Consider the following 15135-nt stretch of genomic DNA (forward strand, 5'->3'; position numbering starts at 1 on the left):
ACGCGCGAGAAATAAAAAAGGCGCTTTTAAAAGCGCCTTTTTTTGTCAGTCAGAGACTTATTTCGTCACGTCTGCACCAAACCACTTCTCAGAAAGCGCCTTCAGGCTACCGTCTTTCTGCATCTCAGCAATGGCGCCGTCGATGGCTTTCAGCAGATCCTCGTTACCTTTACGCACCGCCACGCCGGATTCCTGACGGGAGAACGCATCACCCGCGACAGCCAGGGTATTGTTGGTTTTCTTCACCAGATCCAGCGCTGCCAGGCGGTCAACCAGAATGGCGTCAATACGGCCTACGCGCAGATCCTGGTATTTCGTCGGGTCATCATCGTAGGTACGGATGTCCACGCCCTGCACATTCTGGCGCAGCCACTCCTCGTAGTTGGTGCCCAGACCGACGCCGACTTTCTTACCTTTCAGATCCGCTGCGGATTTGATGCTGCCTTCGTTACCTTTCTTCACCAGCGCCTGAATACCGGACACGGTGTACGGCGTGGAGAAGTCATACTTCTTCTTACGCTCGTCAGAAATGGTTACCTGGTTAATCACCACGTCAATACGTTTGGAGTCCAGTGACGCCAGCATCCCGTCCCATTTGGTGGGTTTCAGGGAGGCTTTAACGCCGAGGTGTTTCGCCAGCTCTTGCGCAAACTCCACTTCAAAACCGGTCAGTTTGCCGTCGTCGCCCTGGAAGCTGAACGGAGGATAGGTTCCTTCCAGCCCAACCAGCAGCGTGCCGCGCTCTTTAACTTTGTTGAGCAGATTCTCTGCCGCGAACGTTTTCACGCTCATCCCCGCGACCAGCGCAACGGCCATCATCCCCATCAGCGCCTGACGACCCAGAAGTGCTAATTTCATAAGTACCCCGATACAGTGGAATTTTTGAGTAGTGTAGAGAAATCGCCTGCAACGTCAAAGGCGGCTGCGCTACATCTTATTCTTTTTTAATATATATCAGAAGTTGTTCCGGCGCGGACTTTCTGCTTTATGACGCCCGGCATCTGGACTTTATATTGCGCGTACTTTCGCAGCGCGATGCGGTAATTATTGGTACTGGTGGCGGGCAGCCAGGGCTCCAGATTTTCATCCAGGTATCCGGTCGTCAGCAGATCGCGGGAGATATTTTGCATGGTCAAATGCTGACCCAGGCGGCGCAGGCGAACCACGTATTCACGCACGGTGCCGTGACTCATCTCCGTTTGTTCAAACAGGAATTGCTTGAAGCCGATAATATCGAAGAAGTCGCTTTGCTCTTTGCAATGGAGATCGCCACAGAAACGGCAAAGCGCTACCCACTCTTTTTGCTCTTCAAGCCAGGCGGCTTCATCCATCAGCGTGTCGAGGCGGGAAATCGCAATCTTATTCACGATTTCACCGCGACGAACCAGCGTGATGCGGTCGAGTAATTTTTTACAGTGGGCGCAATGCGTCTGGCTGTGTTTAAAGTCTTTCAGGTAGCGGCTTAAAGGCCGTCTTTTAGATTGCTGCACCGTCATGATAACTCCTGGTTGTCAATACGTTGTGCGGCATTTCCAAGGCGAATAACTCACCTATAACTTACCCAGTTTTGTGCGCAGGCGTTTAATGGCCTGGCTGTGCAGCTGGCTCACCCGTGACTCGCCCACCTCCAGCACGGCGCCAATCTCTTTGAGATTGAGCTCTTCCTGGTAATAGAGGGTTAACACCAGTTGCTCACGTTCCGGTAAAGCTTCAATCGCTTCCATCACGCGCTGGCGTAAATTCCCTTCCAGTAAATGGTGTAACGGGTTTTCTTGCTGGTGTTCATCGGTCACCAGCTCGATGCTATCGCCATGCTCTTCGCGCCACTCATCATAAGAGAAGAGTTGGCTGTTATTGGTATCGAGCAACATCTGGCGATACTCTTCAACAGGAATGCCCAGACGCTCCGCTACTTCGGTTTCTGTCGCGTTGCGCCCCAGCTCCTGTTCCAGCTGCCCCATCGCATGCGCCACTTCGCGCGCGTTGCGGCGAACGCTGCGCGGCACCCAGTCGCGGCTGCGCAGCTCGTCCAGCATCGCACCACGAATACGCTGCACTGCGTAAGTCGTAAATGCCGTTCCTTGCAGAGCGTCGTACCGGTCAACTGCATTCAATAACCCGATACCGCCCGCCTGTAGCAGATCGTCCAGTTCCACGCTCGCCGGCAAACGCACCTGGAGGCGCAATGCTTCGTGACGCACCAGCGGAACATAACGCTGCCACAGCGAGTGTTTATCCATTACACCTTCAGCGGTATAGAGTGAATTCACGATAAACAGCCCTGCGTTAGTTGAGTTATCGGCATGATTATCCGATTCTGGAGGGGTTTTAATCGGGTGAATAGTGGGTGAAATGAGGGGTTATTTGGGGGGTTACGCGTAAATGCGGACAGAAAAAACCCCGCCGAAGCGGGGTTTGAGCTTAAACAGGCGATTAGCCTTGCAGCAGAGACAGAACCTGCTGAGGAACCTGGTTAGCTTTGGACAGCACGGAGTTACCGGCCTGCTGGATGATTTGCGCTTTAGACATGTTGGACACTTCGGTCGCATAGTCGGCGTCCTGAATACGGGACTGCGCTTCAGACAGGTTGGTGGTGGTGTTGTTCAGGTTGGTTACCGCAGAGCTCAGACGGTTCTGTACCGCACCCAGAGAAGAGCGGAATTCGTCTACTGATGCGATTGCAGAGTCTAGCGCGGCCAGAGGGCTGGCTGTTTTGGTGACAGAATTATCATCCACAGCATCAGTAGTGGTCGTTACTACAGCTTTGTCTACAGTAGCTGGTGTGGCAGTGGCATCACCTTTAGTGAATGCAACGGTTGCCTTAGTGTAGTTACCATCTGCATCCTTAGTCGCGTACTGAGTAGCACCGTTTTTATCTTCATAAGTATACAAGTCAACAGCGTTGCCAGAAGTATCTTTAATGTCTGCGCTAGCAACTGTTACGTCATCAGTACCATCTTTACCTGTTACATTTGAGCCAACCGCAGTGAAACCACTGGTAACGTTGAAGTCATTTAGGCCCAATTTAGTTGAATTGATTTCTTTCAGGTTGATAGTGATGGTCTGACCGTCGTTAGCACCTACCTGAATTTTCATTTCCCCGGTTTTAGACAGCACGTTCACGCCGTTAAACTGAGTCTGTTGTGACACACGGTCAATTTCAGCCAGACGGGAGGTGATTTCATCCTGAATAGAAGACAGGTCGGATTCAGAGTTAGTTCCAGTCGAAGCCTGAACGGTCAGTTCACGAACACGCTGAAGGTTGTTGTTGATTTCAGACAGCGCGCCTTCAGTGGTCTGCGCCAGAGAGATACCGTCGTTAGCGTTACGTGCAGCCTGAGTCAGGCCTTTGATGTTAGAGGTGAAGCGGTTAGCGATAGCCTGGCCCGCAGCGTCATCTTTCGCGCTGTTGATACGCAGACCAGAAGACAGACGCTCGATAGAAGAAGACAGAGCGGACTGGTTCTTGTTGATGTTGTTCTGAGTGATCAGCGAGAGGCTGTTGGTATTAATGACTTGTGCCATGATTTCGATTCCTGTTGTTCATCAAATCTGTTTGGTTAGATTTGGGTTTCCACCCTTCGGCTTCATCGCCGTCAAAGGTGTTATCGTCTGGTCCAAACCAACCTTTAGATATTTTTTCAGGATCGCGTTAATTTTTTTAGCCACGGAAAAGCTCTTCTCTATTACCGTTATTCCCGCCATTAAAAAAAAGAAATTAACCGTAAACTTTCCCCCATTAAGGCCGATAACCCCACTATTCGTTCTACGTGTCGATAGATTAAGGAATAAATATGGCAAGTATTTCATCATTGGGGATTGGTTCGGGTCTTAAGTTAGCAGACATTCTGGATAGTCTGACCACGGCCGAAAAAGCACAGCTGACGCCAATTTCCAAACAACAGACATCGTATACCGCCAAGCTGAGCGCTTACGGCACGTTGAAAAGTTCACTGGAAGCGTTTCAGACCGCCAACACCGCGCTGAATAAAGCCGACCTGTTTACAGCGACCAGCACGTCGAGCAGTACCACGGCATTCAGCGCCACCACTACCGGCAGCGCGATTGCCGGTAAATACACCATCAGCGTGTCGCAGCTGGCGCAGGCGCAAACCCTGACGACCAAAAACGCGCAGCCGGATACCAAAACGGCCATTGCCACGGCTGACAGCAAGATCACCTTTACCGCCGGTAACGGTAAAGATCCGGTGACCGTAGATATCAGCGCGGCAAACTCCTCGCTGACCGGCATTCGCGATGCGATTAACAAAGCTGACGCCGGCGTGACCGCCAGTATTATTAACGTCGGTAATGGTCAGTACCGTCTGTCCATCACCTCCACCGAAACCGGGGCGGACAACGCGGTCAGCATCAGCGTGAGCGGCGACAGCGCCCTGCAATCCTTTATGGGTTACAACGGCACCAGCACCGACGCCAGCAACGGCATGACAGAAAGCGTCACCGCGCAGAACGCCAAGCTGAAGGTGAATAACGTCGATATCGAAAACAGCAGCAACACCATCAGCGATGCGCTGGAAGATATCACCCTGAACCTGAACGATGTCACCACCGGTAACCAGACGCTGACGATCGCTAAAGATACATCGAAAGCGGAAACGGCGATGAAAGCCTGGGTGGATGCCTACAACACCCTTCAGGACAGCTTTGCATCATTAACCAAATATACGGCAGTTGATGCGGGTACAGATGCGCAGGACTCCAGCAACGGTGCCCTGCTCGGGGACAGCACGCTGCGTACTATTCAGACGCAGCTGAAAACCATGCTGGGCAACTCCGTCGGCGGAACCGCCTATAAAACGCTGTCTCAGGTCGGCATTACTTCAGATCCAAGCACGGGCAAGCTGGAGCTGGACAGCGACAAGCTGAAAAAAGCGCTGACGGATAACCCGTCTGCCGTGAAAGATTTGGTTGTGGGTGACGGTAAAACCACCGGGATCACTACCACCATGGCCACCCATCTGACTGACTGGCTTTCCAGTAAAGGCATTATCCAGGCGGCCAAAGATGGCGTCAGCAAAACGCTGAACAAGTTAACGGATCAATATAACGCCGTGAGCGAACGTATTGACGCGAGAGTGGCGCAGTACAAAGCCCAGTTTACCCAGCTGGACGTACTGATGACCTCGCTGAACAACACCAGCAGCTACCTGACGCAGCAGTTCGAAAATACGTCCAGCAACAAGTAGTAAACGCTAATCAGACCCGAGGGGGATAACATGTACGGCGCAAAAGGCACGCAAGCCTACGCAAAGATAGAAGTTGAAAGCGCGGTGATGAGCGCCAGCCAGCAGCAGCTGGTTATCATGCTATTTGATGGAGCCCTCAGCGCGCTGGTACGCGCGCGTCTGTTCCTGGCAGACGGTAATATCCCGGCAAAAGGGCTGGCGCTCTCAAAAGCCATCAACATTATCGAAAACGGGCTGAAGGTTGGCCTGGTGGAAAATAACGGTGATGAGCTTACGCAAAACCTGATTGCCCTTTATGCCTATATGGTACGTCGCCTCCTGCACGCCAATGTGAATAACGACGCCAGCGCCATCGAAGAGGTGGAAAACTTGCTGCGCAATATCGCTGACGGGTGGAAGGAGGTTGCCGGTACGCCACAACTGATGCAGGACGCCGTCTAATGAGTAACGCACCGCAACTTTATGCCCTTTATCAGCAACTCCTTGAGCAGAGCCAGTTGATGTTGCGACTGGCCCGGCAGGGACTATGGGATGATCTGATCATCTGTGAAACCGACTATGTTAATGCGGTGCACTCACTGGCTCGTCTCACTCAGGAAAGTGAACCTTCGATGCAGATTCAGGAGCAGCTTCGCCCGACGCTGCGGGTGATCCTGGACAACGAAGGCCAGGTAAAAACGTTGCTGCAAGCCAGAATGGATGAACTGGCGAAGCTGGTTGGGCAATCCTCCATCCAGAAAACCGTTCTCTCCACCTACGGTAACCAGGGCGGTCATGTCCTGGTTCCGCAAAGTAATAGCGATATTAATTAGCCATTTAACTGGCGGGCAAACGTTAACCGTTTCGTTCGCCAGGCATTTCTGCCAAACCTGCTCCATACTTGAGTTTCGCGACCTCATGGAGATGGTGCATGCGCAACCCAACACTTTTACAATGTTTTCACTGGTACTACCCCACCGGCGGTGAACTGTGGCGAGAAGTCACGGCATTAGCCCCCAACCTGAACGAAATCGGCATCAATATGGTCTGGTTACCGCCGGCATACAAAGGGGCATCCGGCGGCTATTCCGTCGGGTATGACTCTTATGACCTTTTCGACCTCGGTGAGTTTGACCAGAAAGGCAGCGTCGCCACCAAATACGGCGATAAAGCCCAGCTGCTGGAGGCCATCAACGCCTTAAAAAGCAACCAGATTGCGGTGCTTCTGGACGTGGTGGTCAACCATAAAATGGGGGCCGATGAAAAGGAACCCGTCCGCGTGCAGCGTGTGGATGCTCAGGATCGCACCCAAATCAGCGATGAGATCATCGAATGCGAAGCCTGGACGCGTTACACCTTCCCCGTTCGGGCCGGGCAGTATTCGCAATTCATCTGGGATTACAAATGCTTCAGCGGTATCGACCACATTGAAAACCCCAATGAGGACGGTATCTTCAAAATCGTGAACGACTACACCGGCGAAGGCTGGAACGATCAGGTCGACGACGAGATGGGCAATTTCGATTACCTGATGGGTGAAAATATTGATTTTCGCAACCATGCGGTGACGGAGGAGATCAAATACTGGGCGCGCTGGGTGATGGAGCAAACCCACTGCGACGGCTTCCGCCTGGACGCGGTAAAACACATCCCGGCCTGGTTCTATAAAGAGTGGATTGAGCACGTCCAGGAGGTGGCCCCGCAGCCGCTGTTTATTGTGGCGGAATACTGGTCTCACGAAGTGGATAAATTGCAGCACTACATCAATCAGGTGGACGGCAAAACCATGCTGTTTGATGCGCCGCTGCAAATGAAATTTCACGAAGCGTCACGCCAGGGACGCGACTACGATATGAGCCAGATTTTCACCGGTACGCTAGTGGAAGCCGATCCGTTCCATGCCGTGACCCTGGTAGCCAACCACGATACCCAACCCTTGCAGGCGCTGGAAGCCCCGGTTGAAGCCTGGTTCAAACCGCTGGCCTACGCGCTCATCCTGCTGCGTGAAAACGGCGTGCCGAGCGTGTTCTATCCGGATCTTTTTGGCGCCAGCTATGACGACACCGGCGGGGATGGCGAGACGTATCACATTGATATGCCAGTGATCGAGCAGCTCCACGAGCTGATCCTCGCCCGACAGCGCTTCGCCCACGGCGTGCAGACGCTCTTTTTCGACCATCCAAACTGCATTGCCTTCAGCCGCAGCGGAACGGAGGATAACCCTGGCTGCGTGGTGGTGCTGTCGAACGGTGATGACGGCGAGAAGACCATCTGTCTCGGTGAGAATTACGGCAATAAAAACTGGCGTGATTTTTTGGGCAATCGCGAGGAAACCGTGACCACGGCGGCGGATGGCGAAGGGACGTTCTTCTGTAACGGGGGAAGCGTCAGCGTCTGGGTGATTGAGGACGCGCTGTAGTGCTGGGAAAGTGCGGCCTGATGCCCTCACCCCGACCCTCTCCCACCGGGAGAGGGAGCAAACCCTAAAAACGGCAATATGATTGCCGTTTTGCTTTTACCGCTACGGAAGCTTACTCTCCAGCGGATTCTTGCTCAGGTAATCTGCGCATTCCACTGTTGGACGGTCAACCTTGTACAGTTCCATACCGTCATACTCCAGCGCCGCCCCATCACGCTCCAGCGGATAGACATCCAGCTTACGCGTCATGTTGTAATAATCATCTGAACGCAGCATGATCTTACCCGGCACCGCGATAACGCGCTGCCACTGACGGCAATCCAGCGTATCCCCCTCTGGCGTCACCACCAGCGTGGCGATCGCTTCCGGGCTCACCATCGCGCTCTGCGGCCCTTTCGACTGCCAGTAACCTGCCAGTTGCGAAGGTACCGGGTGCTTAATCACTTCCTGATAGTTATCTACCTGAACACATCCCGCTAACGTCAGCATCGCAGCCACAATTGCTACTTTTTTCATCATCTTTCCTGCATGCGAAGAAAAAAATATTGTGGCATTAAAGCCATCAGGCTGCCAGCGTAAGATAGGTATTGATTAAACCTGCATCCCCATCACATGAGCATACATTTTTCATAATCGACAAAGATCGTCCAAGAGCGCACCAAATAACAGATGGTTATAGTCGTCGAAAACATCAGTCGTCTAAGTTCACCTTAGAACGAGTGCTGTTTTGTGTCCCATCCATGCCCCACCGCCAAACTTTGCGTAGTTCCTTCCAGTTTCGCAACTTGCCGCTTTACGCCCAATGCCTTCATCAGCATAATCACCACCGATCCGATTGTAAGATTTATCAGGTGCGCACCTCTTTTATCGGACAACAAGCAAATCTGAAAATCTCGTAGTGTATCGAGGCGACAGCATTTCACGCTTCATCTGCCACTGCTGCTGTATACCCTGCCCGGCAAAATAGAGCGTGCCCTTTCCGTCCTTTGCATTCAGGTGATCCAGCACTTCCATCAACTTTTCACTTCCGGCACGCGGAGCGCTGTCGTCGAACAGGTTGAGTTGGGCCACGCCCTGGCTGAAGAAGTCACCCAGCATCACACCCGCTTTCTGGTACCGGTGGCCGTCCTTCCATATTTTGTCCAGACACTTTACCGCGGCGTTGATGATGTCTCTGCTGTCCTGAGTTGGCGTGAGCAGCCTTACCGATGCGCTGTTTCCGTAATACGGCTCATTAAGGGCAAATGGAGAGGTCTTAACGAAGGCGGATATAAAACGGCAATACTGGTGCTCGCCGCGAAGCTTCTCAGCGCCACGGGCCGCGTAGCTACAAATAGCCTGCCGCATTTGCTCATAGTCAGTAATGCGTTCGCCAAACGATCGGCTGCATACGATTTCCTGCTTCACCGGCGCGAACTCTTCCAGATCCAGGCATGGCTCACCACGCAGTTCCCGCACAGTTCGCTCCAGCACAACGTTGAAGTGTTTACGGATAATCCACGTACTCTGCTCTGAAAGGTCCAGTGCGGTTTTGATGCCCATAGCGTTCAGCTTCTTGCTGATGCGCCGACCAACGCCCCAGACATCCTCCACAGGAACAAGCGCCAGTAACCTTCGCTGCCGGTCGACGTTTGAGAGATCGACCACCCCGCCCGTCTGCCGCTGCCATTTTTTCGCAGCATGGTTAGCCAGCTTAGCCAGCGTCTTGGTCTGCGCTATGCCGACGCCGACTGTAAGATGCGTCCGCTGTAAAATAGTCGCGCGGATCTCTTTCCCGAACTCAGTCAGGTCACGGCAGTTTCTTACGCCGGTCAGGTCGCAAAAGGCTTCGTCTATGCTGTAAATTTCCACGCGCGGGCTCATTTCTTCCAGCGTGGTCATTACCCGGCTGGACATATCTGCATAGAGCTCGTAGTTGCTGCTGAAGCAAACAACACCAGCGCGCCGGAACAATTCCTTCTGCTTGAAGAACGGCTCACCCATCGCTATCCCGGCAGCCTTTGCTTCTGCGCTACGCGCTATTACGCACCCGTCATTATTCGACAGAACGACAACCGGCCGCCCGCGCAGATCGGGTCTGAACACCGTCTCGCAGCTGGCATAAAATGAGTTCACATCAACCAGGGCAAACATCACATCACCGGATTGTCGTCTGTGAACGCCGCAGCGCCATTGATAAAAAAGGTCACAACTCCCATGACATCGACTTCATCTAAAGCATCTCCCTCTATGCTTTCACCGTCTTCGGTGATGAGCGCACCGCCCATAACGACCGCGAACTGTAGTTGTCCGAACGCATGCACCAGCACGCGTGTTCCGTTGGATGGCACAAGATCAGGCTGAAAAAGCGCATAACCGCCTGACGTTTCAACCAGGCATGAGTAACGGTTAACACCACATAACTGTTCAAGCCTGTATCGCTGAGCTTTTGCCTCCATGGCCACCTCCCAAAACAACTGTATTTATATACAGTATCGTCAAATATGAGAGTCGATCAAGTTGCACAGTGATGCTAAACTTCAGACCTTTCCGAATTCACTGATTTTTATAATGTTAAAGTTATTCGCCAAGTACACATCAATAGGTGTTATCAACACGCTCATTCACTGGGTTGTGTTCGCTGTTTGCATCTACGCATTTCATACAGGCCAGGCACTTGGCAACTTTGCCGGATTCGTCGTGGCGGTGTCATTCAGCTTCTTTGCAAACGCCAGGTTCACTTTTAAGTCCTCCACAACCACGATGCGCTACATGCTGTATGTTGGGTTTATGGGATCCTTAAGCGCAGCTGTTGGTTGGGCTGCCGATAAGTCCGGTATGGCTCCAATTGTGACTCTCATTCTCTTCTCCGCAATCAGTCTGGTGTGCGGTTTTGTTTATTCAAAGTTCATTGTCTTTAGGGATGCGAAATGAAAATTTCTCTGGTCGTTCCCGTCTTCAACGAAGAAGACGCGATACCTATTTTTTATAAAACGGTTCGGGAATTTGAAGGGCTTCAGCAGCATGAAGTTGAGATAGTCTTCATCAATGACGGCAGTAAAGATGCTACAGAGTCGATAATTAATGCGATTGCCGTTGCAGACCCACTTGTAGTTCCGCTGTCATTCACAAGAAACTTCGGTAAAGAGCCCGCTCTGTTCGCCGGCCTTGACCACGCGACCGGTGAAGCGATTATCCCGATCGACGTAGACTTGCAGGACCCTATCGAAGTCATTCCTCACCTGATAGAGAAATGGCAGGCCGGGGCTGATATGGTTCTTGCTAAACGCTCTGACCGATCTACCGACAGCAGGTTAAAGCGTAAATCTGCCGAGTGGTTCTATAAGCTTCACAATAAAATCAGCAACCCGAAGATTGAAGAAAACGTTGGTGACTTCCGTCTTATGTCTCGTGAGGTTGTAGAAAATATTAAGCTTTTACCTGAGCGTAACCTTTTCATGAAAGGTGTCTTGTCATGGGTTGGTGGGCGCACTGATGTAGTCGAGTATGCCCGAGCCGAGCGCGTTGCTGGCAGCACGAAATTCAACGGCTGGAAACTTTGGAACCTCGCACTTGAGGGCATTACAAGCTTCTCTACATTCCCGTTGCGTATGTGGACTTACATCGGTTTATTCGTGGCTGGTGCGGCTTTTCTCTACGGAGCGTGGATGATTATTGACACACTTGCATTCGGTAATGCCGTACGCGGATATCCATCATTGCTTGTGTCCATCCTTTTCCTCGGCGGCATACAGCTTATTGGGATTGGGGTTCTTGGAGAGTATATCGGCAGGATATATGTAGAAGTTAAAAATCGTCCAAAGTACATTCTTAAAAAGAGTAATAAAAATGCTTAATAAAAATGAGAGAATTGCTTTTTATGTGTTATTGGCAGTTTCATTCATTTATGTACTGCCTATAATCACCGTAAACTCATATTACTCAGATGACTATATGAGGGCAGCTGATGGAGTTTTTGGGCTAAGTGGATTGGGGAGGCCGCTGGCAGATTATTTTTTCAAGATTTTATCTTTCAACTCACATCAGAACATAGACACTGCGCCATTCACGCAGATCATAAGTGTTGCAGCCCTATCACTTTCAGTAGTTTACTTAGCCAAGTCAGTAAGCACAACGCCTAGCAAAGTAGATTACTTTGTTCTTTCGGCTCTGATATTCAATCCGTTCTACATTCAAAACTTGCTATACAGATTTGACTCAATCACAATGTCGATTGGTATTCTTTGTGCGGCTTTAGCTGTTTACACTGCATCAAAGAAAACCATACCATACGCAATTATATCCATCCTTCTCATTATGTGCTCGCTATCTTTGTATCAACCTTGCGGGGGTATTTTTGCTTCAGCGGTTGTTATATTGCTAGTGAAGAGATTAATTGACGGAAACATTGAGAATCCTATTAAGGAGATACTCATTTATGGAACAATTTTTGTCTTATCATACATCCTCTACATGACAATAGTTGTACCTGCCTACTCCAGCGACCCGACCAGGTCATCACTAATCCCATTCGATAGCAATTTCTTCCCCAGAATTGTTCATAATGTAGAAGTTCTAACCAAAAAGGTCGTTTCATTTTCACCATGGGAAGGACTATCTTCCATTTTGGCAATGGTCGTTGTTTATGGTTTGCTTATGGCTAATGTGACGATTAAGTCTAACCGTCGTTTGACAACATTTATCATTGCTTTAATTTCCTTGCCTGTGGCTTATCTACTAATCGGCGGGGTAATAATCATTATCAATGAATCAATATTCTTCCCAAGGACATTGGTTTGTTTCGGCCTTTTTGTTTCTCTTCTGATCTACCCTACAATCACATTTAAAGGGCGAGCAGGAATTGCAATTCCAGTTGCCATCTCTACAGCGTTTGCGATACTTTCGTTTATCTGCATTAGCGTAACGATGAATGCAATTAAATCTCAGATTGAATATGAAAAATTCATAACTTCAATGATCGCAAGCGACGTAACGAAGATTAATGCATTAAACAATTCCATTACATATTTAGGTGGGAACAAGGTTCTGGCTTTAAACGCTAAGCGTCCAGTAGGGACATTCCCGATTGTGGACATGATTTATAATCCATCGTCCGACTGGGTGTTATCCTACATGATTGGTCAGTACGGAATTAACTACAAATTCCAGTTTAACAGAGCTGAACAAAAGAAAATCATAAATGAGGTTTGTTCAAGAAACATAACGCCAGTTGTTTCTAATGAAAAATACTCAATATATCATCACTCAGGAAAAAACATCGCCTGGATAAATGGCGCGAAGAAAATATGTGAGTAGATGAAGCGGGGGAGACGAACTCCCCCAAACTTTATCTTGTTATAGCGTTATTACTTGCAATATCTGCAATAAGAGTTGCTAATGCAGGGTTGCTTGCCGCGTCTACACTTCTGGTTTGTGTGGAGTAGTTGGTCAATGTCCAGGTTTTATTGTTGCTGCTGTTCAAGAATTGATTACAAGATTCATATCTATACGTAGGGGTACTGGAATATGCAACATTTCCATTACTGGTCACAGGGATAACGCATCCAGTAATATTAACAGTTTCGGTTCCTGTCAAGATTTCAAATGGCCTTACAACAGTTGAGGAGCCGAAGTGTGAAAGAGCTGTTACTTCCTTCATTATGACGCTTGTTGATGCTCCTGTTTTGATATATGAACTAGGAGTTCCCTGAGTTGACAGGAATGTAACACCTGCGAATTTAATATGCCTGCAATCAGTAACCTCCACAAAAGCCCTGTTTGTGTCAGCCCAGGCTCCTGTAATTGAGATATCACTGAATGTTACATCACAGTTTCCTGATGCACCTGTCGGTTTTCCGCTAAAATCGATAGCTCTCGCGTTTGTGTCGGTGATGTCAATCTCAATATCAGAGAACCTTATTTTACCCAACGCGTTCGTAGTGTTACCTGAGTTTCTTGCGAAATAGATTGCCTGTACCGATGGGTTACTTATCTTGATGTTGGAAAAAGTAAGTTTATCTGTACCTTCTAATGCATAGTACCTGCACAAAATACCAGTCGCGCATCTACTGGCGACAATATCAGACACAAGCATATCACTTGAATATTCTATTGCCAAAGCAGCATTACAAGACTCTATATAACCTGTATTTACGACGCCGAGTCTAAAGTTACATCTTATTCCATGTGATTCACAGTTTTTTACAATAAAATTATTAATTACTACCCTGGTTGCACCTACGTGTTCAGCATCAGAGCCCATAACCCTGATACCATTCCCTCCAGAGCCATTAATTTCAGTCCTTGAAATGTCAATGGTATTTGTTCTGTTTGCTATGTCTGAGTATACAAACAGTGTCGATTGGTAGGTGTTTATACCCCTAAACCCATCAATAAATACTTTAGCGAAGTTCTTAACTACAAATCCAGACCCCAGCCTTGTCTCTGCATCTCCGGAGCCTCCAGATTGTTTACCAAGTCCTGCATCAAAACTGTAGACATTGTAAGCATAGAGCTCTGTTCCTGTATTGCATTCTGCATTGCTATACCAAGACCCATGCATCGATATGTCTCTTAAGAAACATTTACCGCCAGTTATAATTGCAAATGACGGATTCGGCGCACTATTATCTGATTGCTGTGAAAAATCCCACTCTATATTGCCGTCAATGGTTATGTCATATGGTTGTCTGATTGAAGCGGTTAATGGCGTTCTCAGCCAAAACTGGTTAACTGTGAATTTTGTCTTTTTCCATTTGGATTTAATAGTTAAATCATTATTTACCGTGAAATCGCCTGACAGCGTGTAGTTTTGTGCGGAGAGTATTATATTGCCACCCACACCAAGGAGCCTCTGTAACTGAGCGTCATTCTGTGCGATCTTCCAGCCTGAATTCACTTCGTTAAAGAAAGAGACTGGGTACAGCTCAACTGTTCCGTTTATAGCAGTTGAGTCATAGCTAGTTACAGTCAATGGAGATGATAGTGGAGTGCTCATCATCATGAGATCCCCATCAACTCTAACAAATCTAACTCCTGAAGGGATCACCTGACCTGAGCTTACAGATGCGCTTCTTATCGGGGGGTAAATATCCCCGCCTGTATAGCCAACCAAAGATGGCAATACATTGAGATACTCATCAATGTAGATCCATGCCCCTGCACCAATCCCACCAGTGTTTTCAGGTGTAGATCCTGGAGCTACAACTTTAGGAAGAGAGCCATCCCATCGGTAATATTGGTCGGTGCTTTCGTCCCTAAGAACCTGATTAGGTAATGTTAGGGTCGCCCCATTCTGAAATGAGTCCACCGTGATGTAACCATAAGCGGCAATGGCCTGCTGCGCAAGCCAGCGAAGGCCCTCAATTGTATAGTGCTTCCCGCCGAATCGGTCTTCATATTGCTGGGCCATTGACGTGACAAACTCATCAATTTTCCCGGCATTAAACTTCAGGTCGCGCGGTGATTCGCTTGGTACAGGCAAATTGGTAGGTTGCGTAGCCATATTGATTCCATAAAAAACCCGGCGCGGTGGCCGGGTATGGTTGGTCG

General features: G+C 49.4%; 15 protein-coding genes. 7 read left to right on the top strand and 8 right to left on the bottom strand.

Going from position 1 to position 15135, the window contains the following annotated elements:
- Positions 1-57: 57 nt before the first annotated feature.
- From tcyJ to ACJTMZ_RS03515, 4 genes are all read right to left on the bottom strand, one after another.
- Positions 58-858 (bottom strand): cystine ABC transporter substrate-binding protein, encoded by an 801-nt coding sequence (gene tcyJ / locus ACJTMZ_RS03500; RefSeq protein ID WP_003859627.1) that lies wholly within the window; start codon positions 856-858, stop codon positions 58-60.
- Positions 859-944: 86 nt separating this feature from the next.
- On the bottom strand, positions 945-1496 hold the full coding sequence (fliZ, locus tag ACJTMZ_RS03505; protein ID WP_015570235.1) for a flagella biosynthesis regulatory protein FliZ: 552 nt from the start codon (positions 1494-1496) through the stop codon (positions 945-947).
- A 54-nt stretch (positions 1497-1550) separates the two neighbouring features.
- The gene (locus ACJTMZ_RS03510; protein ID WP_003859623.1) at positions 1551-2270 is read right to left on the bottom strand and encodes an RNA polymerase sigma factor FliA; all 720 of its coding nucleotides are present in this window, start codon (positions 2268-2270) and stop codon (positions 1551-1553) included.
- A gap of 163 nt (positions 2271-2433) precedes the next feature.
- Positions 2434-3525 carry a FliC/FljB family flagellin gene (locus ACJTMZ_RS03515; RefSeq protein WP_109937510.1) on the bottom strand — a complete coding sequence of 364 codons (1092 nt, stop codon included), beginning with the start codon at positions 3523-3525 and terminating at the stop codon, positions 2434-2436.
- Between the two features lie 269 nt (positions 3526-3794).
- Here ACJTMZ_RS03515 and fliD point away from each other — a divergent pair, with 269 nt between their 5' ends.
- From fliD to amyA, 4 genes are all read left to right on the top strand, one after another.
- Positions 3795-5207 (top strand): flagellar filament capping protein FliD, encoded by a 1413-nt coding sequence (gene fliD, locus ACJTMZ_RS03520; protein WP_017693218.1) that lies wholly within the window; start codon positions 3795-3797, stop codon positions 5205-5207.
- Between the two features lie 30 nt (positions 5208-5237).
- A complete protein-coding gene (fliS, locus tag ACJTMZ_RS03525) occupies positions 5238-5648 on the top strand; it encodes a flagellar export chaperone FliS (protein WP_003859616.1) in 411 nt (136 codons plus the stop codon).
- Positions 5648-6019, top strand: a complete 372-nt coding sequence (gene fliT, locus ACJTMZ_RS03530; RefSeq protein ID WP_006811148.1) for a flagella biosynthesis regulatory protein FliT — start codon at positions 5648-5650, stop codon at positions 6017-6019. Before fliS ends, fliT begins: the two co-directional genes overlap by 1 nt.
- Positions 6020-6117: 98 nt before the next feature.
- Entirely contained in the window at positions 6118-7605 is a 1488-nt protein-coding gene (gene amyA / locus ACJTMZ_RS03535; protein WP_032671684.1) for an alpha-amylase, read from the top strand.
- A 102-nt stretch (positions 7606-7707) separates the two neighbouring features.
- On the opposite strand, the gene yedD is transcribed toward amyA, so the two are convergent.
- The 3 genes from yedD to ACJTMZ_RS03550 all read right to left on the bottom strand — a co-directional run bounded on the left by yedD (position 7708) and on the right by ACJTMZ_RS03550 (position 10043).
- On the bottom strand, positions 7708-8121 hold the full coding sequence (gene yedD / locus ACJTMZ_RS03540) for a lipoprotein YedD (protein ID WP_252010676.1): 414 nt from the start codon (positions 8119-8121) through the stop codon (positions 7708-7710).
- 348 nt (positions 8122-8469) lie between these two features.
- Entirely contained in the window at positions 8470-9738 is a 1269-nt protein-coding gene (locus ACJTMZ_RS03545; protein WP_044704326.1) for a Y-family DNA polymerase, read from the bottom strand.
- The gene (locus ACJTMZ_RS03550) at positions 9738-10043 is read right to left on the bottom strand and encodes a hypothetical protein (protein WP_408626832.1); all 306 of its coding nucleotides are present in this window, start codon (positions 10041-10043) and stop codon (positions 9738-9740) included. Before ACJTMZ_RS03550 ends, ACJTMZ_RS03545 begins: the two co-directional genes overlap by 1 nt.
- Positions 10044-10155: 112 nt before the next feature.
- Here ACJTMZ_RS03550 and ACJTMZ_RS03555 point away from each other — a divergent pair, with 112 nt between their 5' ends.
- The 3 genes from ACJTMZ_RS03555 to ACJTMZ_RS03565 are packed head-to-tail and all read left to right on the top strand — an operon-like array spanning position 10156 to position 12900.
- Positions 10156-10518 (top strand): GtrA family protein, encoded by a 363-nt coding sequence (locus tag ACJTMZ_RS03555; RefSeq protein ID WP_408626833.1) that lies wholly within the window; start codon positions 10156-10158, stop codon positions 10516-10518.
- Positions 10515-11441, top strand: coding sequence for a glycosyltransferase family 2 protein (locus ACJTMZ_RS03560; RefSeq protein ID WP_408626834.1), 927 nt, complete (start codon positions 10515-10517; stop codon positions 11439-11441). Before ACJTMZ_RS03555 ends, ACJTMZ_RS03560 begins: the two co-directional genes overlap by 4 nt.
- Entirely contained in the window at positions 11434-12900 is a 1467-nt protein-coding gene (locus tag ACJTMZ_RS03565; RefSeq protein WP_408626835.1) for a glucosyltransferase domain-containing protein, read from the top strand. The genes ACJTMZ_RS03560 and ACJTMZ_RS03565 overlap by 8 nt, the downstream gene beginning before the upstream one ends.
- 31 nt (positions 12901-12931) lie before the next feature.
- Here the strand turns inward: ACJTMZ_RS03565 and ACJTMZ_RS03570 are convergent, their stop codons facing one another.
- Positions 12932-15088 (bottom strand): hypothetical protein, encoded by a 2157-nt coding sequence (locus tag ACJTMZ_RS03570; protein ID WP_408626836.1) that lies wholly within the window; start codon positions 15086-15088, stop codon positions 12932-12934.
- Positions 15089-15135: the final 47 nt, after the last annotated feature.

The organism is Enterobacter sp. DN (assembly GCF_046054285.1).
GTDB lineage: Bacteria > Pseudomonadota > Gammaproteobacteria > Enterobacterales > Enterobacteriaceae > Enterobacter > Enterobacter hormaechei_C.

Coding starts and splice junctions, on each gene's coding strand:
- ACJTMZ_RS03560 (WP_408626834.1), top strand. CDS start 10,515: ATGAAAATTTCTCTGGTCGTTCCCGTCTTCAACGAAGAAGACGCGATA.
- yedD (WP_252010676.1), bottom strand. CDS start 8,121: ATGAAAAAAGTAGCAATTGTGGCTGCGATGCTGACGTTAGCGGGATGT.
- fliT (WP_006811148.1), top strand. CDS start 5,648: ATGAGTAACGCACCGCAACTTTATGCCCTTTATCAGCAACTCCTTGAG.
- ACJTMZ_RS03570 (WP_408626836.1), bottom strand. CDS start 15,088: ATGGCTACGCAACCTACCAATTTGCCTGTACCAAGCGAATCACCGCGC.
- fliS (WP_003859616.1), top strand. CDS start 5,238: ATGTACGGCGCAAAAGGCACGCAAGCCTACGCAAAGATAGAAGTTGAA.
- ACJTMZ_RS03565 (WP_408626835.1), top strand. CDS start 11,434: ATGCTTAATAAAAATGAGAGAATTGCTTTTTATGTGTTATTGGCAGTT.
- ACJTMZ_RS03555 (WP_408626833.1), top strand. CDS start 10,156: ATGTTAAAGTTATTCGCCAAGTACACATCAATAGGTGTTATCAACACG.
- fliD (WP_017693218.1), top strand. CDS start 3,795: ATGGCAAGTATTTCATCATTGGGGATTGGTTCGGGTCTTAAGTTAGCA.
- ACJTMZ_RS03550 (WP_408626832.1), bottom strand. CDS start 10,043: ATGGAGGCAAAAGCTCAGCGATACAGGCTTGAACAGTTATGTGGTGTT.
- amyA (WP_032671684.1), top strand. CDS start 6,118: ATGCGCAACCCAACACTTTTACAATGTTTTCACTGGTACTACCCCACC.
- tcyJ (WP_003859627.1), bottom strand. CDS start 858: ATGAAATTAGCACTTCTGGGTCGTCAGGCGCTGATGGGGATGATGGCC.
- ACJTMZ_RS03545 (WP_044704326.1), bottom strand. CDS start 9,738: ATGTTTGCCCTGGTTGATGTGAACTCATTTTATGCCAGCTGCGAGACG.
- fliZ (WP_015570235.1), bottom strand. CDS start 1,496: ATGACGGTGCAGCAATCTAAAAGACGGCCTTTAAGCCGCTACCTGAAA.
- ACJTMZ_RS03515 (WP_109937510.1), bottom strand. CDS start 3,525: ATGGCACAAGTCATTAATACCAACAGCCTCTCGCTGATCACTCAGAAC.